Annotated in this window: 23 protein-coding genes; 8 read left to right on the top strand and 15 right to left on the bottom strand. The window is 72.6% G+C overall.

Translation table 11 applies throughout. The features are described from left to right. Positions 1-4: 4 nt before the first annotated feature. Positions 5-598, bottom strand: coding sequence for a TetR/AcrR family transcriptional regulator (locus ACFPIJ_RS08250; protein WP_380114063.1), 594 nt, complete (start codon positions 596-598; stop codon positions 5-7). 97 nt (positions 599-695) lie between these two features. Between ACFPIJ_RS08250 and ACFPIJ_RS08245 the strand changes: the two genes are divergently transcribed. The 3 genes from ACFPIJ_RS08245 to ACFPIJ_RS08235 all read left to right on the top strand — a co-directional run bounded on the left by ACFPIJ_RS08245 (position 696) and on the right by ACFPIJ_RS08235 (position 3,652). Next, positions 696-1,724: a hypothetical protein gene (locus ACFPIJ_RS08245; RefSeq protein WP_380114062.1), complete on the top strand. Its 1,029-nt coding sequence runs from the start codon at positions 696-698 to the stop codon at positions 1,722-1,724. Between the two features lie 263 nt (positions 1,725-1,987). Beyond that, entirely contained in the window at positions 1,988-2,671 is a 684-nt protein-coding gene (locus tag ACFPIJ_RS08240) for a helix-turn-helix domain-containing protein (RefSeq protein WP_380114061.1), read from the top strand. A gap of 69 nt (positions 2,672-2,740) precedes the next feature. Beyond that, positions 2,741-3,652, top strand: a complete 912-nt coding sequence (locus ACFPIJ_RS08235) for a helix-turn-helix domain-containing protein (protein WP_380114060.1) — start codon at positions 2,741-2,743, stop codon at positions 3,650-3,652. Here ACFPIJ_RS08235 and ACFPIJ_RS08230 read toward each other — a convergent pair. Beyond that, positions 3,649-4,599 carry a helix-turn-helix domain-containing protein gene (locus ACFPIJ_RS08230; RefSeq protein WP_380114059.1) on the bottom strand — a complete coding sequence of 317 codons (951 nt, stop codon included), beginning with the start codon at positions 4,597-4,599 and terminating at the stop codon, positions 3,649-3,651. The genes ACFPIJ_RS08235 and ACFPIJ_RS08230 overlap by 4 nt on opposite strands. A gap of 41 nt (positions 4,600-4,640) precedes the next feature. Here ACFPIJ_RS08230 and ACFPIJ_RS08225 point away from each other — a divergent pair, with 41 nt between their 5' ends. After that, positions 4,641-5,198, top strand: a complete 558-nt coding sequence (locus tag ACFPIJ_RS08225) for a class IV adenylate cyclase (RefSeq protein ID WP_380114058.1) — start codon at positions 4,641-4,643, stop codon at positions 5,196-5,198. 3 nt (positions 5,199-5,201) lie between these two features. On the opposite strand, the gene ACFPIJ_RS08220 is transcribed toward ACFPIJ_RS08225, so the two are convergent. From ACFPIJ_RS08220 to ACFPIJ_RS08195, 6 genes are all read right to left on the bottom strand, one after another. Next, a complete protein-coding gene (locus ACFPIJ_RS08220) occupies positions 5,202-6,164 on the bottom strand; it encodes a radical SAM protein (protein ID WP_380114057.1) in 963 nt (320 codons plus the stop codon). Between the two features lie 45 nt (positions 6,165-6,209). After that, the gene (locus ACFPIJ_RS08215) at positions 6,210-6,581 is read right to left on the bottom strand and encodes a hypothetical protein (RefSeq protein ID WP_380114056.1); all 372 of its coding nucleotides are present in this window, start codon (positions 6,579-6,581) and stop codon (positions 6,210-6,212) included. 69 nt (positions 6,582-6,650) lie between these two features. Next, positions 6,651-8,750, bottom strand: coding sequence for a hypothetical protein (locus tag ACFPIJ_RS08210; RefSeq protein WP_380114055.1), 2,100 nt, complete (start codon positions 8,748-8,750; stop codon positions 6,651-6,653). A gap of 79 nt (positions 8,751-8,829) precedes the next feature. After that, entirely contained in the window at positions 8,830-10,098 is a 1,269-nt protein-coding gene (locus ACFPIJ_RS08205) for a YqgE/AlgH family protein (protein WP_380114054.1), read from the bottom strand. Between the two features lie 247 nt (positions 10,099-10,345). Further along, positions 10,346-11,212, bottom strand: coding sequence for an alpha/beta fold hydrolase (locus ACFPIJ_RS08200; RefSeq protein WP_380114053.1), 867 nt, complete (start codon positions 11,210-11,212; stop codon positions 10,346-10,348). A gap of 124 nt (positions 11,213-11,336) precedes the next feature. After that, positions 11,337-11,918 carry a TetR/AcrR family transcriptional regulator gene (locus ACFPIJ_RS08195; protein ID WP_380114052.1) on the bottom strand — a complete coding sequence of 194 codons (582 nt, stop codon included), beginning with the start codon at positions 11,916-11,918 and terminating at the stop codon, positions 11,337-11,339. Between the two features lie 88 nt (positions 11,919-12,006). Here ACFPIJ_RS08195 and ACFPIJ_RS08190 point away from each other — a divergent pair, with 88 nt between their 5' ends. Then, on the top strand, positions 12,007-13,122 hold the full coding sequence (locus ACFPIJ_RS08190; RefSeq protein ID WP_380114051.1) for a winged helix DNA-binding domain-containing protein: 1,116 nt from the start codon (positions 12,007-12,009) through the stop codon (positions 13,120-13,122). 3 nt (positions 13,123-13,125) lie between these two features. Here ACFPIJ_RS08190 and ACFPIJ_RS08185 read toward each other — a convergent pair whose 3' ends face one another. After that, entirely contained in the window at positions 13,126-13,650 is a 525-nt protein-coding gene (locus ACFPIJ_RS08185; protein WP_380114184.1) for a DinB family protein, read from the bottom strand. Continuing rightward, a complete protein-coding gene (locus ACFPIJ_RS08180; protein WP_380114050.1) occupies positions 13,650-14,288 on the bottom strand; it encodes a CGNR zinc finger domain-containing protein in 639 nt (212 codons plus the stop codon). Before ACFPIJ_RS08180 ends, ACFPIJ_RS08185 begins: the two co-directional genes overlap by 1 nt. Positions 14,289-14,342: 54 nt before the next feature. Between ACFPIJ_RS08180 and ACFPIJ_RS08175 the strand changes: the two genes are divergently transcribed. Beyond that, positions 14,343-14,708, top strand: a complete 366-nt coding sequence (locus ACFPIJ_RS08175; protein ID WP_380114048.1) for a nuclear transport factor 2 family protein — start codon at positions 14,343-14,345, stop codon at positions 14,706-14,708. A 206-nt stretch (positions 14,709-14,914) separates the two neighbouring features. On the opposite strand, the gene ACFPIJ_RS08170 is transcribed toward ACFPIJ_RS08175, so the two are convergent. Further along, positions 14,915-15,301: a RidA family protein gene (locus ACFPIJ_RS08170; protein WP_380114046.1), complete on the bottom strand. Its 387-nt coding sequence runs from the start codon at positions 15,299-15,301 to the stop codon at positions 14,915-14,917. 130 nt (positions 15,302-15,431) lie between these two features. On the opposite strand from ACFPIJ_RS08170, the gene ACFPIJ_RS08165 reads away from it, so the two are divergent. Beyond that, positions 15,432-16,259, top strand: a complete 828-nt coding sequence (locus tag ACFPIJ_RS08165) for an alpha/beta hydrolase family protein (protein WP_380114045.1) — start codon at positions 15,432-15,434, stop codon at positions 16,257-16,259. Between the two features lie 142 nt (positions 16,260-16,401). Here ACFPIJ_RS08165 and ACFPIJ_RS08160 read toward each other — a convergent pair whose 3' ends face one another. After that, positions 16,402-18,372, bottom strand: coding sequence for a cellulase family glycosylhydrolase (locus ACFPIJ_RS08160; RefSeq protein WP_380114043.1), 1,971 nt, complete (start codon positions 18,370-18,372; stop codon positions 16,402-16,404). 138 nt (positions 18,373-18,510) lie between these two features. Between ACFPIJ_RS08160 and ACFPIJ_RS08155 the strand changes: the two genes are divergently transcribed. Continuing rightward, a complete protein-coding gene (locus tag ACFPIJ_RS08155; RefSeq protein ID WP_380114041.1) occupies positions 18,511-19,521 on the top strand; it encodes a LacI family DNA-binding transcriptional regulator in 1,011 nt (336 codons plus the stop codon). Here ACFPIJ_RS08155 and ACFPIJ_RS08150 read toward each other — a convergent pair. The 3 genes from ACFPIJ_RS08150 to ACFPIJ_RS08140 are packed head-to-tail and all read right to left on the bottom strand — an operon-like array spanning position 19,513 to position 22,150. Further along, a complete protein-coding gene (locus ACFPIJ_RS08150; RefSeq protein WP_380114039.1) occupies positions 19,513-20,409 on the bottom strand; it encodes an ROK family protein in 897 nt (298 codons plus the stop codon). The genes ACFPIJ_RS08155 and ACFPIJ_RS08150 overlap by 9 nt on opposite strands. Further along, on the bottom strand, positions 20,406-21,221 hold the full coding sequence (locus ACFPIJ_RS08145; protein ID WP_380114037.1) for a carbohydrate ABC transporter permease: 816 nt from the start codon (positions 21,219-21,221) through the stop codon (positions 20,406-20,408). The genes ACFPIJ_RS08150 and ACFPIJ_RS08145 overlap by 4 nt, the downstream gene beginning before the upstream one ends. Then, on the bottom strand, positions 21,218-22,150 hold the full coding sequence (locus ACFPIJ_RS08140; RefSeq protein WP_380114035.1) for a carbohydrate ABC transporter permease: 933 nt from the start codon (positions 22,148-22,150) through the stop codon (positions 21,218-21,220). The genes ACFPIJ_RS08145 and ACFPIJ_RS08140 overlap by 4 nt, the downstream gene beginning before the upstream one ends. Positions 22,151-22,210 lie beyond the last annotated feature (60 nt).

Genomic DNA, 22,210 nt, shown 5'->3' with positions numbered 1-22,210 from the left:
TCCCTTAATCCCGGGCGCGCACGAGCGGCAGGTACACCTCATCGACGATGTCGACGAGCACCTCGTCGGGCGCGGTGGGCACCCCACGGGTGACGAACTCGTTGCGCAGCAGGACGATCGCGACGGTGGCGACGCGGGGGTGCAGCGCCGCCGGGCCGGCCTCGCCACGGGCGACGGCACGGCCGAGGACGGCCAGCCACATCGCGGTCATCGCGTCGGTGGACTGCCCGGGCAGCTGCGCCAGCAGGTGCTGCGCCCCTCCGGCGGCGGTCAGCAGCTCGCGCAGGATCGCGCCGAGCGGTGAGCTCCAGTGCCGGTTCGCCCGGCGCAGCAACTCCAGGGCGTCCTCGCGCAGCACCCCGGTGTCGGGCGGCTCGATCGTGGTGGCGAGCTGCCGGTACGCGGCGACGCCGAGCGCGAGCCGATCGGGCCAGCGGCGGTAGATGGCGTTCTTGTTGGTGCCCGCCCGCTTGGCGACCCGGTCCATGGTCAGGCCCGCGTAACCGTTTTCGGTGAGCTCGCCGGCGGCGGCGTCGAGGATCGCGGCCTCCAGGGTCGCGCCCCGCCGCCGGGTCTGTGTCGTCGGGTCGTCCGGCATCCTCGTCCTCCGTTCCTCCCCAGCATCGACTTGACCGCGGCCCCGCGTCAAAATACGGTACGTCCAGTACCTAATATTTCGACGAGGAGGCCACCGCGTGCGAGGCAAGGGCATCACCTACGACACCGGTTTCGTCCGGTACGGCATGAACTCACGCCGCCGGTTCGATCCGGACCTGGTCGGGCGGGAACTGCGCATCATCCGCGACGACCTGCATTGCACCGCGGTCCGCGTGACCGGCGGCGACCCGGACCGGATCGACCTCGCCGCGACGCTCGCCGTCGCGCTGGGCCTGGAGGTGTGGTACTCGCCGTACCCACTGGAAATGACGCCGGACGCGACGCTGGCGCTGTTCGCCGACTGCGCGGAACGGGCGGAGCGGCTTCGGCGCCGCGGTGGCGTCATCGTTTTCGTGACCGGCGCGGAGCTCAGCATCATGAACCAGGGCTTCCTGCCGGGCGACACCCTCGACCAGCGGCTCGCACTGCTGACCCGGCCCGACCGGCTCCGGGAGGTCATCGGCGAGGTCGGCGCCCGCGTCAACGACTTCCTCGCCCGCGCCGTGACCACGGTCCGGGACCGGTTCGGCGGCCGGATCACCTACGCCTCCGTGCCCATCGACCGGGTCGACTGGACCCCGTTCGACATCGTGTCCATGGACGTCTACCGCTCGGCCGCGATCGCCGACACCTTCGCCGGGATGGTCGCCCAGGGCATGCGCGACCCGGCGCTGCAGGGCAAGCCGGTCGCCATCACCGAGTTCGGCGCCGCCACGTACCGCGGCGCCGGCGACCGCGGCGCGCAAGGCCTCGACGTCGTCGAGCACGACGAACACGGCCCGGTCCGGCTCGACGGCGACCACGTCCGCGACGAGGCCGGCCAGGCCGCCTACATCCGCGAGCTGCTGGAGGTCTTCGACGCGGCGGGTGTCGACACCACTTTCGTGTTCCTGTTCGCGCTGTACGACCACCCGCACCGCCCCGACGCCCCCGCGCGCGACGACCTGGACCTCGCCAGCTACGGCATCGTCAAGGTGTACGAGGACCGGCACGGCACCACGTACCCCGACATGCCCTGGGAACCGAAGGCCGCCTTCGCCGCCGTCGCCGGCTACTACGGCCGGTAGCCTTCGCTTCTTCTGCGACTGCGGCTGAGCCACGGCAGCCTCACGCCGGGCGGACGCCGGCGCTCAGGTCGATGAGGCCGCCGCCGCCGGGTCGGGCCGCGGTCTGGCGGCGGCGCAGGCGGGCGGCGGTGATCATGCTGCCAGCCAGAACGAGAGCTTCCGCATGTGCCCGGGCAGCGCCCTCTCGACGCTACGCCCGGCGACCACCCCCACGACATACGTCAGAAGGCGAATCCAGGCTGCGCCGCGGGTAGGTTGCAGGCATGGACGCGACACCGCTGGAGCGGCTGTGCGCCCACCACGGTGTCCCGGCCCCCGCGGTGAGCCCGGCCGCTCTGGTCGGCCTCGCGCCGGTCCTCGACCTGCACCCGGCCGACCTGCTCGCCGTCGGCGGCGGCGAGATCCCCGGCGCCTACCTGCCGGCCACGACCGCCGACGCCACCACCGAGCTCGCCCGGATCAGGTCCGCCACCTGGGATGCCGGCGAGGAGACCCTGGCCGCGCTGCGAGCGTTCGTGCGGTCCGTCCCCGCGGCCCCGGACCGGACCGGAACGCCCCCGTGGCCGGCGCTGGACCCGGTGACGGTCGGCGGGGTGGTCGGCCGGCTGATGCACGTGCGCAACCTGTCGAGACGGTGGGTCGCGGAGGACTCCTGGCTGGCCGCGACCACCGTCAGCCGCCTCACCAACGACGGCATCGACGGCAGACCGGCCGCCGACATCATCGAGACCCGGTTCATCCTGCGCGTCGCCGACGCGCTGAACCTGCGGCACGGCGACTTCCTGGCGATCGTCGGCCGCGTGGACGAGATCACGCCGGCGCTGCGCGAAGAGGACCGGACCAGGCCCCCGAACCAGCGCGGGCGGCTGATGCAGGACCTCGCGCCACTGCCGCCCGACCAGCTCCGGCAGGTCGCCGAGCACGCGGAGGCCACCGGTGCCGGCTGACCATGCAAGGCTGCACCGGGCTCGCGGGCCGCTTGAGGTTCCACCCGGTGGAACCCGCAGACTCGGCCCGTGGACAGCGAGGCGGAGCTCTACACGATCGGACAGCTCGCGCGGCGTGCCGGGGTGCCGGCGCGGACCGTGCGGTTCTGGTCGGACAGCGGCGTGCTGCCGCCGGTCGACCGTTCCGGCGGCGGGTACCGGCGCTACGACGCGGCGTCCGTCGCCCGGCTGGAGCTGATCCTCACCCTGCGCGACCTCGGCCTCGGCCTCGAGGCCGTGCGGGCGCTGCTGGACCGGCAGGTCACCCTCGCCGAGCTCGCCGCCACCCACGTCAAGGCCCTGGACGCGCAGCTGCGCACCCTGCGGGTGCGCCGGGCCGTCCTGGACACCGTCGCCCGCCGGGGCAGCAGCACCGAGGAGATGACCCTGATGAACCGGCTTGCCAAGCTGTCCGCACAGCAGCGCCAGCGCATCATCGACGACTTCGTCGGCGCCGCGTTCGACGGCGCGGCGGACCCGGACGCCGAGGTCGTGGCCGGTTGGATGCGGGAGCTGCCCGCCGAGCCCACCGCCGAGCAGCTCGACGCCTGGCTGGACCTCGCCGAGCTGGTCGCCGACCAGGGCTTCCAGGGCAAGATCCGCACCATGGTCCGCAGCGGCACCGGCGGCGACCTGGACTTCGGCTTGACCATCCGGCCGCTGGTGCTCACCCACGCCGGCGGCGCCGTCGAGCGCGATGTCACCCCGGACTCCGCCGAGGGGCGGGCCGTCCTCGACCGGATCGTCCCGGCGGACCTGCCGGCCGGCGAGTCAGCCGCGCTCGTCACCTGGCTGGAGCTGGTCGCCGATCCCCGCGTCGAGCGGTACTGGCAGCTCCTCGCCGCGCTCAACGGCACCGACGCCGGCCCGCCGGCCGTGCCCGCATTCGCGTGGCTGCTCGAGGCGATGCGCGTACACCGGCATCCGGGCGAATCAATCTAAGGCAGGTGGCGGCGGCGCCACTCGTCGGGCGTCATCCCGTAGCCCGAGCGGAAGCGGCGGGAGAAGTGCCGCGGGTCGGTGAAGCCCCACCGGCGGGCGACGGTCGCGATGAGCGTGCGGTCGCCGGCCCGGGCGGCGAGCTCGCGGCGGGCGCCCTCGAGGCGGCGCGTGATGATCGCCTCCGCCGGGGACTCCGCCTCGGCGGCGAAGAGCTTGTACAGGTACCGCAGCGAGATCCCGTGCCGCAGGGCGAGCCACTCGGGGGTGAGCGCCGGGTCGCCGAGGCCGGCGTCGATCGACGCGAGGATCACCGTGCGCAGCGACTCGGCGCGCCCGGCCCGGGCCCGCGGGTGGTCCGCGACGATCGACGCGACGAGGGCCCGGACCAGGTCCACGGTGGCGGTGCCCAGCGTGCCCAGGGCGGGGTGACCCGGCGGCATCCGCCGGGCGATGCCGGGCAGGTCCCGCAGGTGCCGCCGGGTGAGGTCATACAGCGGGCTGGCGCGCAGCCGGGGCACCGCCGCCCGGACCAGGTCCACCGGCAGGCCGAGGTCGGCGTAGTCGGCGTTGAACCCGATCGCCGCGTTCGGCCCGTCCCAGCGGGTCTCGTAGCCGCAGGTGAGATCCAGCAGCGTCAGGTCCTGCTCGCGGAGCAGGCCGTGGCCCAGGTGCGAGGCGTGGCAGGCGCCGCGGATGTTGTACGCCAGGGAGATCCGCTCGGGCGCGTCGACGCGCAGGTGCCGCGCGGTGCGCCGCATGTGCAGGGCGTCGGTCGTGTCGGTGCTCACCAGGTTGACGCCGGCGCTGAAGCGCCACCCCTCGATGACGGAGTGGGTGCCGGGGGCGACGTTGACGGTGGTGGGCGACGAGGCGGTGCTGAGCGTGGTGACGACGGCCTCGGCCGAGTCGGCGGGCGAGAGCCCTCGGGTGTCGACCAGCACGGCCATCGCGGGAGCTTATCGGAGTTTCCCGCCACTACGATGGGTGCGTGGCCGGCGGGGTGGACGAGGTCGAGAGCAAGCACCACGTGCCGGACCCGGCCGCGCTCCTCGACCGCCTGCGGGCGCTCGGATTCCAGGGTTCCCCGAAGCAGGAACAGATCGACGAGTATTACGACACCCCCGACGGCCGGCTGCGCGGGCAGGATCTCGTGGCGCGGCTGCGGGTCGTCGCCGGCGTCGCGACCGCCGGGTTCAAGGGACCTCGCACCGGCGCCGACGACGGCACCTACCGGCGGGTCGAGGTGGAGTTCCCCGCCACCGGCGAGGTCCGGGACGCGTTCGCCCGGCAGGGCCTGATCCTGGTCTGGCGGCTGGCGAAACGGCGCCGCGAGTTCCGGCGCGGGACCGACCTGGTGATCGCCGTCGACGAGCTGCCGGCGCTGGGCACGTACGTGGAGTTCGAGGGCGACCCAATCGAGATCGCGGCCGCCCGGGACCGGGTCCAGGGTCTGATCGGGCCGGCCGAGCCGCGCAACTACGCCGAGCTCGCCGCCGACTGGCTCCGCGAGCACGGCCGCCCCGACGCCCGCGAGCTGCTGTTCTGAGCCTTACACCGTCGCGAGGCGGTTATAGATGCAGATCGGGCGATGCCCGCCGTCCTCCGGCCGCAGCGGGCATGCGTCGCACGGCGACGTCGTGCGGGCCAGTTCGGTGTCGCCGGCGCGGCGCAGCAGCGCGCCGTCCTGCCAGCGGTACGCCGCGAGCGCCTCGTCCTCCAGCAGCATCCCGCACGCGAAGACCGCGCCGCTGGGCAGGAACTGCAGGTTGGTGCGGTCCCGCACGGCGCAGCTGCCGCGGTCGGCGCCGGGCACCGGGAAGTCGAACGCGACCTGGCAGTCGACGGTGAACGACTGGCGCGACGGGCGGTAGGCGGCCACGACGTCGAGCACGTCGCTGCGCCAGGCCGCGGCCGGCACCGACTGGTCCGCGGCGTGCAGTGCGCCCCGGCCCACGGGCGAGAACCAGTGCATGTTGAGCCGGCCCGCCCCGCTGGCATCGGCGTACGCCAGCATCTCCGGAACCAGCGGGACCGTGTCGGCGAGGACGGTGCAGTTGAGGTCGAACGGCACCCCGGCGGCGCGCAGTTCCTCGACGGTGGCGACGGCGTCGGCGAAGGCACCGCGGCCGCGCAGGCGGTCCACGACGGTGGCCGATGGTGCGTCCAGGCTGACCGCGACCCTGCTCAGCGCCTGGTGTACGGCCGGCAGGGCGGCCCTGAACTGCCGGCTCCCGTTCGTGACGGTCCGGACCTGGATCGGCGTGGCCGCCGTATCGCGGACGATCGCCGTGAACTCGGGGTGCAGGGCCGGTTCACCGCCCAGGACGGTGATCTCGGTCGCGGCCCCGGACGCCCAGGCGGCGATCGCGGCGACCGTCGCCGGCGGCATGTGCTGCGTCCGGTCGAAGTAGGTGTCGGGCAGGAAGCAGTACGAGCAGCGGCGGTTGCACCGCGACGTGATGTAGAGATCGATGCTCTCGAGCTTGAAGTCCGAGGCGGCGAGCCGGGTCACGCGGCGAATCATGCCATCGCCAGGGCCGGTCCGTGGCCGAACCGGTCAGCGCGGCTTGAGCGAGTCGCGCTCGGCGAGCTCGAGCACCACGCGGCGCTCATCCTCGTCGCCGGTGCGGATCACGCTCGCCGGGCTGCGGAAGCCCAGCGCCGGATGCAGGTCCCGGGCCCAGGCGCGGGCCACGCTGCCGAGGTCGAAGAGGCGCTGCACCTCCAGCACGCAGTGCAGCCGGATGCGGACGCCGGGGTCCTGGAGCGCGACCTCCGCGGACCAGCCGGCCAGCGGCGCGTCGAGCCCGGCACCGAGCAGGTAGGCCAGCAGGTCCGGACCCCAGACCTGCTCCGCGGTGTCGAGCAGCACGAGGTCGTCGACGGCCGGCACGGGGTCAGCTACGGCTGTGGCGGGGGAAGCGCCCATGCCTCCGACGGTACCTGCGAGCGCCGTTCCGCGCATGGGCCGATCGTCCCCCGCCGCTTTCGTCGCGGGTCACACCGACTCGTGCATCAGCAGCGCCGCCACCTCACGGGCGATCACCCGCACGGTGCCGGGGCGCTGCCGGGCGTCCAGCAGCGCCGCGCGGACGGCGTCCCACGAGTCGAGCAGCCTCCCGTCGTAGGACAGCGCCGGCCGGTTGCGCAGGTACCGGTGCAGCACGACCGCATGCTGCACGATCCAGTGCAGGTAGTGGTCCTCACGGTCCCAGCTCTCCAGCCGCATCGCCTTGCGCAGGTGATCCTCGACCTCACGGAAGCTGCGGGCGCCGAGCATCCGCGCGTCCTGACGGACGTTGGCCATGACGGGGTGGAACAGGTGACCGACGGAGTCGGGAAACGTGTCGTGCCACTGGTCCCACATGACCGCCTCGTCCTCGCCGCCGAGGGTCATGACCGCCTCGGGGCGGGTGTCGCGCAGCAGGAACTGCAGGTACGCCCAGATCGCCGGGGTGCTCATCAACCGCTCGGCGCGGGTGGTGCGGATCTGCGCGCCGATCATGGCGTCGTCGATCTCCAGGTCGCCGGCGCCCGGGAACGCCTTCGCCGCGCGGGCCACGTCCAGCATCATCCGGTCGCCGCGGTAGTACTCCAGCTGCACCGCCCACGGGTGCGTCGGCCGGCGCAGCAGCTCCGGGTCCTGCAGCCGCTCGGCGACGCGCCCCGGCGAGCAGAACGCCATCAGCGAGTCGACCTCCGGCGGCCGGGCCCCCTCGACGAGGGCGAACCAGCGCTCGACCTCGTCGGTGAACCGGACCCGCCAGCTGCGGGTGTGCTGGTCGCCGGCGAGGTCGTCGAAGCACAGCACCACCCGGACGCCCCGCGCGGACAGCGCCGCCGCGACGGTCGCCTGCACCGCGTAGATGAGCGTGGGCTGGCGCAGACGCACCGGCCAGAAGACCAGTTCGAGGGGCGTCTCCGGGGTGTCGTCGACGCGCCGCCACCGGAACTCGTAGTCCAGCTGGCGCAGCAGCTCCACCGCCGACGGGCGGGTGCCGAGGATCGCCTCCAGCGTCGGCAGGTGCACCCGGTGCAGCGCGGTCCCGGCCGGCTGCACCGCCACCGAGGCGACGGGCACCGGCTCGCCGGGCTGGGCTCTTGCCGGCGCGCCGGGCACGTCGCTCGCCGGCTCGCCGGGCTGAGCTATTGGCAGCGCGCCGGGCTGGGTTCTCGTCAGCGAGACGGGCAGGGCGGCGAGGCCGCGCCGGACCGCCGGGAACAGCCGGTCGACGTCGACGCCGGTGTAGATCAGCGCCCGGCCGACCGGGGACGTGTCGTCGTCGTGCCGGGCCCACAGCACGTCGGACTGCTCCTGGACCGCCCTGGTCAGCGCGTCGTTGCGGCCCGGCGGGTAGCCGGCCACGCAGATCGTGTCGCTGTGCAGCACCGCGGCCAGCGCGGCGACGACGGCGGTGTCATCGGCCCGCGGCGGCACGGGGTCGTGCAGCAGCGAGCGCTCGTCGGTCTCCGAGGTCGGCCGCCAGTACCCGTGCAGATGCAGCACGTCGATGCCGGCGGCCGGACCGAGCGGCCCGGCGAACGTGCCGTCGCGCCGCAGGGTGAGGCTGCGCGCGGTGCCCCCGGCGCGGCGCACCGCGAGCTCGATGAGCGGGTCGAAGTTGGTCGTGATGACCCGCCGCTCGAAGCGGTCCGGCAGGCCGGCGAGGAGCTCTCCCAGCGCCTCGACGCCCGGGGCCAGCGCCCACGCGTCGCGGTCCTCCTCCAGCTGCACGCCGCGGTGGTAGCCGACGCGTTCCCACCCGGCGGCGGTGGCGCGGTCCGGCCGGTACGCCTCCAGGGCGGCCCGCTGCACGACGATGTCGAACTCGACCGGGGACAGCCACTCGGTGAACGCCTGGCGGTAGGCGGTGTACAGGGCACCGCCGCGGTGGGTGGCGCGCAGCCCGGCGAGGGCCGCCTGCAGGTCGCTGTTCTGCAGCGCCTGCCCGACGAACTCGTCGGCGAGCTCGACCATCCGCTCGACGCCCGGCACCACCCCGGCGGTCAGGCCCGAGCCGAGGACCAGGGTGACGTCACGCCCCTGCCGGATCGTGGTGACCAGCCGGTGCACGAGGCTCTGCTCGGTTCCGGTCATGCCGTCACCTCCGCTGCGCTCCGGCGCCGGCCTGACCCAGGGCTGCAATTCCGATGCCCGGCCCTCCGCTCCGGCCCGGTCATGCCCATGCCTGCTGCGGGTCGGCGAGCCAGGTGGCCAGGTCGGTGCCCGCGTCGACGAGGTCACCGGCGGCCAGCTCGGTCTCCAGCTGGTGCGGCCGCCAGCCGAGGTAGCCGACGAACAGGTACGCGGCCTCCACCACGGCCTCCGCCCGCGCGGGATCGGCGTCCAGCGGCATGACGACGAGCCCCGGGCCCAGCACCCGCCACCCGTCGGGCGGCGCGACGCCGGCCCGCAGCACGGCGAGCAGCAGCACCACGTCGCGGACCGGCCCGCCGTCCAGGACCGCCGGCACGTGCAGCGACGCGGCGAGCTCGTCGCCGAGCACGTGCGCGGGGGAACGGGTCGCGGGGCGGTCGAGGCGCACCCCGATCGCGCCCTCGATCGGCGAGTGGGCGAGGATCGCGACGGCCCCGTCGAGCTCCGGATCCGTGGCGGCCGCCGCGCCGCGCAACACCCGGCCGACGAGGGAACTGTCGAGGCGCGGCGTTTCCGGCGGCGGCCGTTCCGGCGTCCGTGCCGCCCGGCGGGCGTTGATGACGATCGGGATCCGGTCGCCGCCGTTGCGGGCGCGCAGCTCCGGGATCGGCCGGCCACGGGCCCACTGCACCCGCCGGATCTCGTCGTGCAGCGTGCCCAGGTCCAGCAGCGCCGGCCCGCCCTCGACGCCGTCGCGCAGCAGCTCGACGAGCACGCCGGTGAACGCGGTGAGTGGCTCGTCCGGCGGGGCGAGGGCGACCCGGTTGCCGGACGCGGCCACCAGGACGCAGCTGCGGTCGATCTCGACCTGGGTGGCGAGCGCGGCGTCGTCGGCGGACCCGAGACCTGGGATCGCCCGCCCGGCGTAGCAGCAGTCGAGGACGACGACCCGGTGCGCGCTGCGGCTGCCCTGCACGAGGCGGCGCACCCAGTCGAACGGCACGGCGCTGGAGTACGCCGAGTCGGGCATGGTCTGGCCGACCGCGAGGTGCAGCACGCCCGTGTCCGGGTCGATGACGCCGTGGCCCGCGAAGTACAGCAGCAGCAGGCCCGACACGTCGACCTCGGCCGCGGCGCGGCGCATCACCGTGTGGACGTCGCGGGGCGTCTCCGGGTTGTGCACCACGCGGCACGCGTCGGGGTCCAGCCCCCACCGCTGCGGATCGATCAGCACGTCCCGCAGGGCGGTGAGGTTGTTGGTGACCGCGGGGATGGCCGGGAAGTTGTCATACGTGCTGGACCCGACGAGCACCACCCGCGACCGCCGCGCGTCGGACAGTCCCGTCAAGACGCGGGCTCGTCGAGCCGCCGGTCCCCGGAATCGTCCCCCACCCAGGCACGCACCACGCCACCTTCTCCCGGCCCTCGCCCCATCGACCCTCGTCGTCGGAACCGAGGGTATACGGTCGACGCCGGTCGGTGCACGGCGCGCCGCGGCCCGGCTTCCTCAACCGCCGAGCCGCGGCTCCTGAACCGTCGCGCGGCGGCGCCTCAACTGCCGCGCGGCGGCGCCTCAGCCGCCGAGCTTCGGCCCCCTACCCACCGAGCTTCGGCTCCTTGCCGTCGATGAAGTCGATGAAGTCGACGACGGCGCCGACGACCTCGGGCTCGCGCAGCAGCCGGCGGTGCCCGAGCCCCGACGTGACGTGCAGCCGCGCGGTCGGCCACGCCTCGGCGATCGCGATGCCGTCCGCGACGGGGATGGACCGGTCGGCCCGGTCGTGCACGATCAGCGTCGGCGGCATCTGCACGGCCCGCCCGATCTCCGGCACGTCGAAGTGCCGCATCGGCGCCCCGACCCGCCGCTCGACCCGCCGGGTGAGCCGCTGGAGGGTCCGCGGCCCGAACCCGAGCACCCGGGCGAAGTAGCGGGCGTAGGACGCGGGACTCGCCATCGGCGCGATCATGACGACCCGGCCGGCCCGCAACCCGTCGCAGAGGGCGACCGCCGCCGCGACCGAGCCGAGGGAGTGCGCGACGATCGCCTCGGCCGGTCCGTGCTCGGCGACCACGGCCTCCAGCGCGGCGGCGAACTCCGGGATGGACGTGGACCGCGGCCCGAACGCGCCGGGCCCGGACCCGCCGTGGCTCGGCGCGTCGAACGCGACCACCCGGAACCCGCGCCCGACGAGCCCCGGCACGAACGGCTCCAGCTGCCCCCGGTGCCCGGCCCAGCCGTGCAGCAGGTACACCGCCGGCCCTTCACCCCAGGAGGCGCCGACGACGTCGGTCGCACCGGCGCGCACGGTGAACGGCCGCCCCGGATCGCCCGCCGCCGCGGCCCGCGCCTGCCCCGCGGCATGTGCGGCCCGCACGGTCCGCCTCGGCAGCCGGAACCAGATCCGCTCGGCCCACCGCGCCCCCACCGCCGGCGCCGTCCGTTCCAGCAGCCCGAATGCCATCCGCAGCGGTCGCGGCGCTCGAAAAAACCGATCGTTCGTGCTTTTCTGCGGTACCACTGCGGCCTCGGTGACCATGGAACTCCTCCGTGAAGTGGGTGGATCGATGAGGTGCGCCCTGCGTCGATCAGCTCCGGACGCGGTCCAGCAGGGCGTCCAGCGCCTGCCGCGCACGCCGCTCGGAGCGCTCGTCCTCGAGCAGGTGGAAGCCTTGATGGAAGGCCAGCAGGACGCCGTTGAACTCATAGGCGCACTGCTCCGGGTCGGCGTCCCCGCGGAACGCCCCGTCGGCGATCCCGGCCCGGAACATCGTCATGATCATGTCAGTCATGTCACGCTCGCCCCGGACGACCTCGTCCCGCACGGCGCCCGGCTGATGGTGGAACTCGGCCGCCGCGGTCACGAACAGGCACCCGCCGGGCACCGCCTCCCACCGCAGCCACCCGTCGAAGAGCACCCGAAGCCGCGGCTCCCCGCGCGGCGCCCCGAGCGCCGGCCGGACCACCTGGTCCACGAACCGCGCCCGGGCATGCTGGAGCACCTGCAGCTGCAGCGACTCCTTGGACTTGAAGTGCCCGAAGAGCCCGCTCTTGGACAGCGCCGTGCGCTCGGCCAGCGTGCCGATGGTCAGCCCACCGAGCCCGACCCCGCGGGCCACCCTTGCCGCCTCGTCCAGCACCGCGAGCCGGGTCTCCTCGCCCTTCCCCATGGGTCAAGAAAAGCACGAACGTTCGCATCTGGCAAGCACCGGCGCGGCGGGTCCCCCACCGCCCGCGGGCCACGGATAGGGTGGCGGCGTGAAAGTCACCTGGAAACAGGTCGCGACCTGGCGCATGCGGCGCCAGTACGTGCACCCGCGCACGAAGCGCAGCGCCAGCGAGATCGTCGGCCGGCTGTGCGGTGTCCAGGCACAGGTGTGGAGCGCCGCCGAGCTGGCCGTCGCGTTGCGGCAGACGACCCCCGACGGCGACGCGGTCGACCGGGATGTCGCCGACCTCACGCTGATGAAGACCTGGGCGATGCGCGGCACGCTGCACCTGCTGCGCCCGGACGACGCCGGCGCCTACCTGTCGCTGATGGCGGACCTGGGCAACTGGCGCAAGCCGTCCTGGACCAAGGCCTCCGGTGTCACCCCGCAGCAGATCGACGAGCTGACCGAAGAGGTGGCCGGCATCCTCGACGGGGGTGCCGAGCTCACCCGCGACCAGCTGGTGACCCGGCTCGTCGCCGACAAGCGGTTCGCGAGCATGGAGGAGCGGCTGCGGTCCGGGTGGGGTTCCGTGCTCAAGCCCCTCGCGTGGCGCGGCGCCCTGTGCCACGGCCCCAACCAGGGCAACAAGGTCACGTTCACGTCGCCGGCGAAGAAGTTCGGGTCCGCCTGGAAGGGCATCCCCGAGCCCGACGACGCCGCGCCGCTGGCGATCGAGCGGTATCTGGGCGCGTATGGACCCGCCGCACCCGAGACCTTCGACCGCTGGCTCACGCTCGGCAGCACCAGCCGGCCGAAGCTCCGCAAGTGGTTCGCGAGCCTGGACCACAAGCTGACCGAGGTCGACGTCGAGGGCCGCAAGGCGCTGATGCTGACCGAGCACCTGGACGACCTCGTGGGCGCCGCCGCATGCCAGGGGGTCAAGCTGCTCGGCCACTTCGACCAGTACATCCTCGGCCCCGGCACGAAGGACGACGCGCTGCTGGACTCCAAGCACCGCGCCTCCGTGAGCCGCACGGCGGGCTGGATCTCCCCCATCGTCGTGGTCGACGGCCGGGTCGAGGCGGTGTGGGCGGTCGACGGCAAGGAGCTCGTGGTCACCCCCTTCGACGGCGTCAGGCTGCCGATGAAGGACCTCGAACTGGAAGCCGCACACGTGGGCCGGGCCAACGGCGTGAGCGGGCTGACGGTCCGCGTCGCCTGAGCGTCACGGGAAGCGGGCCCGGTGCAGGTCGCGCAGCAGGCAGATCTCCGCACCGTGGTGCATGACCTCGCGGTTGACGTGCAACATCAGGGTGGCCATGGGCCGCTTCGCCCATGGTCCCTCGGCGGGGCCGATCGCCCGTGCGAGGGCCGCACCGTCGAGCCCGACCACGGCGTCACGCCAGCCGCGGTAGTGCCGCTCCAGCGTCGCGACGGCCTCCTCGGCGGTGACCGGCAGCCGCGCCGTGGCGGCGGTCAATGAACCGTCGCCGAAGTGCGTGCTGGTGCGGAAGCCGAGCACGTGGAAGGCGACGTGCGCCATCCGCCACGCGATCGTGGTCACCGGCGGCGGATCCGGGGACGGCTGCGAGCCGTCGAGCGTCGCCGTGCCGTCCCCGGCGATCCGCACCGACCAGCAGTCCCGCACCGGCTCCCAGAAGTACTCCTCGTCGGTGAGACCGGCCAGCCTGGGCGCCAGGTGCAGATCCCAGTAGAGGTCGAGCTGGTCGACCACCTCGGTGCGCCACATCATCCGCGGCTCCCTTCGGCAGGTCCGGACGGAGCGGCGGCCCGACGGTCGCGGTGGGTGCGCACCTTGTTGCGGTTGCCACAGCGCTCCATCGAGCACCAGCGGCGGTTGCCCGGCCGGGACGTGTCGAGAAAGATCAGGCGGCAGTGGTCGCCGGCGCACTCCCGGATCCGCTCCCGCAGCGCCGGCGTGCCGATCACGTCCAGCGCGTCGCGGGCGAACGCGCCGAGCACCTGCACCCCGGTGACCGGGACAACCCACCGGCGACCCAGATCCGCCGCGTCGACCCGCAGCCTCGGCGGCTCCTGCACGAAGCCGTTGATGGCCTCGAGATCGGCGGGGAGCACGTCCCGCCCGTGCGCCAGGGCCGGCGCGACCGCCCAGAACGTGTCCCGCAGGTGCCTGATCCGCTCCAGGTCGGCGGCCCGGATCCGCAGGTCGGCCGGAGCGAGCGGGGCGGCCGCCGCGAGCCGGGTGCGCGGCAGCCACTCCGCCAGGTCGGCCGGGCGGTGCAGGATCTCCCAGCGCCGGTAGTCACCCGGACCGCCGGTGGACAGCAGCTCGACGCTGAGACTGCCGGGATCGAACGAGAACCGCTGACCGCCCCCGCTGGTCAGCACATGGATGCCGGGATGCATGTAACCAGTTTAACCGGTAGCGTGTGGGTATTCCACGAACCGGAAGGGGGCAACATGACCGTCGAAACCGAGCTGGAACAGCTCGAAGAGGAGATGTGGCGTGCCAACCGCGAGGGCGACGGCTCGTTCTACGACCGGGTCGTCCGCGATGACGCCCTGGTCGTCAGCAAGTACGGCGTCGCGGGCAAGGCAGACATCGTCCCGACCATCACCAAAAACGAGAACCCGTTTCTGAAGACGACGTTGGCCGACCTCAAGGTCCTGCGGATCAGCGACGACAGCGCGCTGGTCACCTACAAGGCGACCGTGACCGCCCTGATCAGCGCCGCCGAGCGGACGTTCCAGGTGCTCGCCACCAGCGTCTACACCCGAGACGGCGACGAGTGGCGCAGCGTGTTCCACCAGCAGACCGAGGTCTGAACCCAGCCGACCGGCTCCGGTCCCCGGTGGGACCAGGGCCGGTCGCGCTCCGCCCGCGGGCACCCGGCCGCGGCGCCGGCTCGAACACCTCGGCGACGAGCCGTCGCACCAGGTCCGACGCAGCCGCTCGTCGGCGAAGCCCCGGAACTCGGCGCAGATCCGCCGCTCCAGTCGCGCCCGGAACCCGTCCTTCCGCAGTCGCCCGGTCAGGCCGCCGCGACCACCTCGATCTCGACCAGCCAGCTGCTGACGAGGGTCTGCACGACCATCGCCGTGGTGGGAACGGCGCGCCCACCGAGCGCGGCGATGCGGGCGGCGGCATTGGCGTCCGCGAAGGCGGCATCCGTGAGATAGCTCGTGAGCCGGACGATGTTGTCGACGGTCATACCCGCCGCGGCGAGAATGCCGCGGATGTTGGACCAGATGAGGTCCAGCTGCTCGTCCAGCGTCGCGCCGGGCGTGCCGTCCTGCCGCAGCCCCATCGTCCCCGCCACGAACAGCAGCCGCTCGGCCCCGCGGACCTCCATCGCGTGCACGTAGTCGTCGGTGGCCGGGTAGACGCCCACGGTGGGACTGTGCGGTTGCAGCTGCATCCCCGCCATGCTGCCAGACCCGCAGGACCGGCGGTTGCCCCTGCAGCCAGACGCACGACCATCATCGCAGCGGGATATGACAATTCCCGGCGGCGATGCCACGATCGGTGCGGCCCTTGGAGGTTGCGCCGTGCGTCCCGTCCATCTGTTGCTCAGCTGTGCGGTCCTGGCCGGTCTGCTCGCCGGGTGCGACCGCGCGAAGCCGGCGACCGATGCGGTCATGGAGCGGACCCTGCAGGTCACCAACGGCCCCGACCGGCCGCTGCCCACGCTGCTCGTCCACCCCGTGACCGGCGGCCGGTTCCCCGTCGTGGTGTTCAGCCACGGGTACACCCGACGCCCGGAGGACTACCTGCGCCTGTTCAGGATCTGGGCGGCGGCCGGGTTCATCGTCGCGGCGCCCACCTTCCCGCACTCGGCCCGCGGGTCGCAGCGCCTCGACGACAAGGACATCGTCAACCAGCCCGGCGACACCGCCGCCGTCCTGACCGCGGTGCTGGCGCTCGACGGCACCGGCGGCGACCCTCTCGCCGGTCGCGTCGACCGTGCCGCGGTCGCCGCCGCGGGGCACTCGCTGGGCGGCATGACGACCGTCGGCATGTTCACGAAGCACCGCGACGACCGGCTCAAGGCGGGCATCGTCCTCGCCGGCGGTCAGTGGCCGTTCGGGGTGGGCTACACCGGCGAACCGGCCCCGATCCTGTTCGTCCACGGCCGCCAGGACACCGTGGTCAGGTTCGAGGGCTGCACCGAGGCGTACGACCCACTCCCCTGGCCCAAGGCACTCCTGGACCTGTCCAACGGCGACCATCTCGCCCCGTACCTCGGACCCGACCCCGACTTCGACACCGTCGCCGCCGTGACGGTCGAGTTCCTGCGCTGGTCGCTGCGGGGCGACCAGGCCGCCCGTGCCCGGATGACCGCGGGCACCCGCGGCAGGCTGGAGGACCGGCTGTAACCGTCAGTCCGGGGAGAGCCCGCCGCCGAGCATGACGCCACCCAGGGAAGTGATCGCGGTGACGAGCTGACCGTCCATTGTGCTCACTGTAGTGCCGCCTAGCGGGCCACCGTCTACAGCTGAGACGGTGGCCCGCTCCGCGCTACTGTGCGCGCAGGTAATCGATGTCGTGCACGCCGTTTCCGTCGAACCAGACGTAGACGGCGCGCACGTCGGCCAGGGCCGCCGCGTCGCAGGACATCGCGGTGCTCAGGTCGGCCTCGACCGTGGTGGTGCCGGCCGCGCCCGCGTAGCCCCACGTCGACTGGCACCAGGTGTACGCGTCACCGGTCTGCAGCGCGATGCTGTAGGAGGTGCCGGTCGCGGCGGTGCGCAGCTCGTAGCGCAGCACCGCCTTGCCGGACAGGTCGACGCGCTCGGGCAGGCCGGTGACGCCGAACCAGCCGCCGTCGGCGGTGGTGACCCGCAGCCCGGCCGCCCCCTCGGGGTGGAACTCGGTCGTCTGCGCCACGGTGCCGGCGTTGGACTGCCAGCTCGCCGGCGCCCAGCCCTCGGTGCCGGACTCGAACGACGCCAGCACGAGCGGGTCGCCGGGGCGGTTCTTCACCGTGATCCGCAGCTCCGCCACGTTGGACGTGCGGCCGGCCTGGTCGCGGACGGTGTAGGGCACCACGACCCGGCCGGTGAACCCGGCGGCCGGCGTGAACGTGACCAGGCCAGTGCCGCGGTCCAAGCTGAAGCCACCACCGGGCACCGTCACCGCCGCCTGCTGGCCCGCGACGGCCGGGTCCAGGTCGATGGTGGACGGTTTCACCCTGGTGCGGTACGCGATGTCGTTGGCCGCGGGTGCCACCGTGACCGGCTCCTCGCGCAGGGTCTGGGCGGTGTCGTGGTCGGCGACCGGCGGGCGGGAGCGCTGCCCGTGGCGCAGTTCGTCGCCGGCGTTGGCGACCGTGGTGCAGACGGGGCTCGGGCAGTAGACGGTGAAGCCGTCGTAGTCGGGGTAGTCGGTGCCGTCGTCCTGGACGCCGGACAGGATCCAGTACAGGAATCCGTCGATGCCCGCGCGCACGGCGGCGTCGGTCCACTCCTTGTACACGACGTTGCGGGTGGCCTTGTCCAGCAGCCCGAACTCGCCCAGCAGCACGGGTTTGCGCAGCCGGTCGGCGAGGCGGACATGGCTGGTGATCCAGCCGGTGCCCCAGGCCGGTTCCTTGTTCCAGTGGTCGGGGTACAGGTGGAAGGACAGCAGGTCGACCGCCGGCAGGGCAGCCAGAGCCGCGGAGTTCACCCCGTCGGCGCAGTTGGTGGTGAAGTCGGTGCCGGCCCGGTCCGTGCACAGGAATCCCTCGTCGCCGGAGCCGATGAGGTGCCTGCCGTCGACGCCGTCGATGTGCCCGCTGATGTCGGCGGCCCATGCGGTGACCGTGGTGTCGGTGCAGGTCGCCGAGCGCGGGTAGACCCCGGACCCGCCGCAGCGCGGCTCGTTGGCCAGCTCCCACGCCATGATGGTGGGGTCGTCCTTGTACTTGACGCCGGTGAGACTGTTCGTGCGGTTCAGCACGTGGCTGATCCAGTCCTTGTACCAGCCGCGGATGACGGGGTCGGTGTAGAACTGGTCGTGGTGGGTGCCGCCGCGCCAGCGCACGTACTGGTCCATGCCGCCGAACGCGCTCCAGTTGTTCGTCAGCGGGATGACCAGTTTGATGCCCTTGTCCCGGGCCGACTTGACGACCTGGTCGAGGTGCTGCAGGCCGTCGGGTCCGTCGTTGTAGGCGGGTCGCGTGCCGTCCCAGTACTGGAAGTAGACGCCGTTCTCCTTGTGGTGCACGGATCCGGTGTCGTCCTGGGCACCGATGTCCAGGAACCCCCAGGTGCGCAGCACGGTGAAGCCGGCCGCGGCCGCGTCGGCGAAGACGTCGTCGACCATGGCCGGCGACCGGTACATCAGGTAGTAGTTGTTGGACCCGGCGAACCGGAAGTCCTTCCCGTTGAGCTGCAGGTCGTCGCCGTGACGCACGACGAAGCCGTCGTGGCGGGGGCTCGCGGAGGCCACGCCGGCGCTCGCCGCGAGGGCGAGGCCGGCGAACCCGGCGAGGAGGCGTCTGATCATCGGTCGCCTTCCTGGCGGTGGAGGCAGCACGCGGCTGCGTAGTGACTTAACCGACTCAGGTCGGAGCGTACGAGCGCCCATCCACCGATGTCAACGATGTCTTTGACACCTGGGAATGATCGCAATACGGTCTGTCTTATGCGCTTCAGCTCGCGGGTCACGATCCGTCAGGTCGCCACCCATGCCGGGGTGTCCGAGGCGGCGGTGTCGTATGCGCTCAACGGCCGGCCCGGCGTGTCCGAGCAGACCCGCGCGAAGGTCCTCGCGGCCGCCGGGGAGCTCGGCTGGGCGCCGAACATCGCCGCGCGGTCGCTCGGGCTGTCCCGCGCCCACGCGATCGGGCTGGTGCTGGTGCGGCCGCCGCGGGCGCTGATCGTCGACTCGTACCTCACCCAGATGCTCAGCGGGGTCGAGGCCGCGCTCAACCGCAACGGCATGAGCCTCCTGCTGCACCTCGTCGCCGAGGTCGACGACACCGTCGAGGTGTACCGCAGGTGGTGGGCCGGCCGGCACGTCGACGGCGTGATCGTCACCGACGTGCGCGAGGACGACCCGCGCATCGACGCGCTCGTCGAGCTCGGCCTGCCCGCCGCGGTCATCGGCGGGCACCGCGGACTCGACACGATCAGCACCGTCGACGGCGACACCGCCGGCACCGCCGGCCGGGTCGTGGAGCACCTGCGGGCGCGGGGGCACCGGTCCGTCGCCCGGGTCGCCGGCACCGCCGAGCTGCTGCACACCCGGCAGCGCGACCTGGCCTACCTCGACGCGCTGGAGCGGGCCGGGATCGACCGCTATCTGGTGCTGTACACCAACTACAGCGCCATGGACGGCATGGGCGCCATGCTGCAGCTGATGAGCGGCAGCGAACCGCCGGCCGCCGTGGTCTTCGACAACGACGTGATGGCCGCCGCCGCGCTGAAAGTGGTGCACGACATGGGGATGACGGTGCCCGGTGACGTCGCGGTGGTCGCCTGGGACGACTCCGACCTGTGCCAGATCACCGTGCCGACGATCACCGCGGTCGAGCAGACCCCCGCGCACCAGGCGGAGCTGACCGCCCAGGCGCTGCTGAGGACCCTCCAGACCGGCGAGGTCACCCACACCACGGTGCCGCCCGGGACGCTGCACGTGCGGCAGTCAACCTGAGCGGGATCGCTGATACTCGTGTTCGGCGAGGCCGAGCGCGCCCAGGACGCCGGAGAAGGTGCCGAGGTCCGGCGGCACGATGTACTCGTCCATCCGGGCCGTGGCCGGCACCGCGTCCAAGGCCTTGCCGAGGCGGGCCGCGGTCGCGTCGCGGACCGCGTCGAGGAGGCCGGGGATGTTCAGCACCCCGCCGCCGACGACGATGCGGTGCGGCATCAGCAGGTAGATGATCGACGACATCAGCTGGGCCAGGTAGTGCGCCTCGAGTTCCACGGTCCGCGCGCGCAGCGGGCCGAGGTCGCGGGCGGGCCGGCCGGCCCGGCGCTCGATGGCGGGCCCGCTGGCGAGGCCCTCGATGCAGTCGCCGTGAAACGGGCAGGTGCCGGCGAAGTCGTCGTCCGGGTGCCGCCGCACGTGCAGGTGGCCCATCTCGGGGTGCAGCAGGCCGTGCAGGGGTTGCCCGTTGACGATCGCGCCGCCGCCGATGCCGGTGCCGACCGTCACGTAGACGACGGTGCCCTGGCCGCGGCCCGCGCCCCAGCGGTGCTCGCCGTAGGCGGCGCCGTTGACGTCGGTGTCCAGCGCCACCGGCACGCCGAGCCCACGGCGCAGCGCACCCACCAGGTCGGTGCCGCCCCAGCCCGGTTTCGGCGTGGTGGTGATGTGGCCGGAGACGAGGTCGAGCGGGCCGAACGAGGCGACGCCGAGCGCGGCGATGTCGTGGCCGGCGGCGCGCTGCGCCCGGAAGTAGGCGATGATCCGCTCGAGGGTCTCGGCCGGCGAGGTCGTGGGGATGGTGGTGCGGTCCAGGACCGCATCGGGCCCGACGCCGACCGCGCAGACGACCTTCGTCCCGCCGGCCTCGACACCCCCGAACAGCACGCTCATTTGCCCGCTCCGGCGGTGAAACCGTTGTAGATGAACCGTTGCAGGGCGAGGAACGCGATCAGGGTGGGGATGATGACGAGGATGACACCGGCGGAGATGACCTCCCACTGCGCCCCGAACGGACCCTTGAAGCGGTACAGCGACGTGGAGATGACGCCCAGCTCCTGCGACGGCATGTACAGGAACGGGATGTAGAACTCGTTGTACATGGCGATGCCCTTGATGATGACGACCGTCGCGATCGCCGGCTTCAGCAGCGGCAGGATGATTTTCCAGTAGATGCCGAACGGGCCGGCGCCCTCCAGCGCGGCGGCCTCGTCGAGCTCGCGGGGCACGCCGCGCAGGAACTGCCGGAAGATGTAGATGGAGATGATGTCGGTGCCGAGGAAGAGCGCGATCGCCGACCAGCGGCTGTCGTAGAGGTCGAGGGCGTCGACGACCTTGAACGTGGCGACCTGCGTGGTGACGCCCGGCACCAGCGTGGCGAGCATGAAGAGCGCCACGACCAGTTTGCGGAGCCGGAACCGGAAGCGGTCGATGGCGTAGGCGGCCATCGAGCCGATGAGGACGGTGCCGGCGAGGGAGACGGCCATGATGACGGACGTGTTGGCGAAGCCGCGGAGCATGTGCCCCTTGGTGAACGCCGTGACGTAGTTGTCGAAGTTGAGCCAGTCGCCGGGCGGGTCGAACGGGCCGCTGTTGAGGTATTCGTTGTTGGTTTTCAGCGACGCCATCACCAGCACGATGGGCGGCAGCAGCACCACCAGGCTCGCGCCGGTCAGCGAGAGGTACTTGAGCACGCGGGCGATCACGACAGTTCCACCTTCTCGTCGGGCGCGACGCGCCGCTGCAGCCACGTGACCAGCAGGATGATCAGCAGCAGTACCACCGCCATCGCCGAGGCGAGGCCGAGCTTGTAGTACTTGAAGGCCATGTTGACGGTCTGGATGACGAAGGTCTCGCTGTCGTTCGCGCCGCCGGTCATGATGAACGGGATCTCGAAGACCGACAGCGAGCCGGAGATCGCGAGGATGAACGACAGCCCGACGATCGGCCGGATGCCCGGCAGGATGATGTGCCGGAACTGGTCCCAGCGGTTCGCGCCGTCGAGCTCGGCGGCCTCGTACAGGTGCGCCGGGATCGACTGGATCGCGCCGAGGAACAGCACGAAGTTGAGCCCGAGGTAGCGCCAGACCGAGGTGCCGGCGAGGGACCAGTTGACCACATCAGGGTCACCGAGCCACTGCTGGGTCGCGCCGCCGAGGCCGACCGCGGACATCGCCGAGTCCAGGGTGCCGCCGGGCTGGAAGAAGAACAGGAAGATCATGCCGATGGCGACGCCGTTGATGAGGTACGGGAAGAACAGCACGCCCTTGAACAGATTCCGGAAGCGGGTGTTGAAACTCAGGATCGTGGCGAAGTACAGCGCCAGCACGATCTGCACCACCGAGGCGCCGATGTAGTACAGGCTGACCTTCAGCACCCCGAACAGCTCCGGCCGGGTGGCGATCTCCACGTAGTTGTCGAACCCGACGAACTCGCGGCTCGGGCTCAGCCCGTCCCAGGACGTGACGCTGTAGCCGAACATGTTCACCACCGGGATGTAGGTGAACACGAGCAGGAACGTCAGCGGCGCGACGAGGAACAGGTACGGCGTCAGCGTGCGGGCAAGGCCGCGGCGCGGTCGGCCCGGCCGGGCGGGCGGGCGCAGCTCGGACGCCGGTTTGGTGTCAATGGCCATCGGGCTCACCTTCAAGGAGCGGCGTGCGGCCCGGGGGGACCGCACGCCGAAAGCAGAACC

The sequence above is a fragment of the Dactylosporangium cerinum genome, from assembly GCF_042653625.1.
GTDB classification, from domain to species: Bacteria; Actinomycetota; Actinomycetes; order Mycobacteriales; family Micromonosporaceae; genus Dactylosporangium; species Dactylosporangium cerinum.
This window is presented reverse-complemented; position numbering and strand designations above follow the sequence as displayed.

What these genes read in the sequence shown, in the direction of transcription:
- ACFPIJ_RS08250 (WP_380114063.1), bottom strand. Translation starts at nt 598, where the DNA reads ATGCCGGACGACCCGACGACACAGACCCGGCGGCGGGGCGCGACCCTG.
- ACFPIJ_RS08240 (WP_380114061.1), top strand. Translation starts at nt 1,988, where the DNA reads ATGGACGCGACACCGCTGGAGCGGCTGTGCGCCCACCACGGTGTCCCG.
- ACFPIJ_RS08230 (WP_380114059.1), bottom strand. Translation starts at nt 4,599, where the DNA reads ATGGCCGTGCTGGTCGACACCCGAGGGCTCTCGCCCGCCGACTCGGCC.
- ACFPIJ_RS08215 (WP_380114056.1), bottom strand. Translation starts at nt 6,581, where the DNA reads ATGGGCGCTTCCCCCGCCACAGCCGTAGCTGACCCCGTGCCGGCCGTC.
- ACFPIJ_RS08210 (WP_380114055.1), bottom strand. Translation starts at nt 8,750, where the DNA reads ATGACCGGAACCGAGCAGAGCCTCGTGCACCGGCTGGTCACCACGATC.
- ACFPIJ_RS08200 (WP_380114053.1), bottom strand. Translation starts at nt 11,212, where the DNA reads ATGGCATTCGGGCTGCTGGAACGGACGGCGCCGGCGGTGGGGGCGCGG.
- ACFPIJ_RS08195 (WP_380114052.1), bottom strand. Translation starts at nt 11,918, where the DNA reads ATGGGGAAGGGCGAGGAGACCCGGCTCGCGGTGCTGGACGAGGCGGCA.
- ACFPIJ_RS08185 (WP_380114184.1), bottom strand. Translation starts at nt 13,650, where the DNA reads ATGTGGCGCACCGAGGTGGTCGACCAGCTCGACCTCTACTGGGATCTG.
- ACFPIJ_RS08180 (WP_380114050.1), bottom strand. Translation starts at nt 14,288, where the DNA reads ATGCATCCCGGCATCCATGTGCTGACCAGCGGGGGCGGTCAGCGGTTC.
- ACFPIJ_RS08175 (WP_380114048.1), top strand. Translation starts at nt 14,343, where the DNA reads ATGACCGTCGAAACCGAGCTGGAACAGCTCGAAGAGGAGATGTGGCGT.
- ACFPIJ_RS08170 (WP_380114046.1), bottom strand. Translation starts at nt 15,301, where the DNA reads ATGCAGCTGCAACCGCACAGTCCCACCGTGGGCGTCTACCCGGCCACC.
- ACFPIJ_RS08160 (WP_380114043.1), bottom strand. Translation starts at nt 18,372, where the DNA reads ATGATCAGACGCCTCCTCGCCGGGTTCGCCGGCCTCGCCCTCGCGGCG.
- ACFPIJ_RS08155 (WP_380114041.1), top strand. Translation starts at nt 18,511, where the DNA reads ATGCGCTTCAGCTCGCGGGTCACGATCCGTCAGGTCGCCACCCATGCC.
- ACFPIJ_RS08150 (WP_380114039.1), bottom strand. Translation starts at nt 20,409, where the DNA reads ATGAGCGTGCTGTTCGGGGGTGTCGAGGCCGGCGGGACGAAGGTCGTC.
- ACFPIJ_RS08140 (WP_380114035.1), bottom strand. Translation starts at nt 22,150, where the DNA reads ATGGCCATTGACACCAAACCGGCGTCCGAGCTGCGCCCGCCCGCCCGG.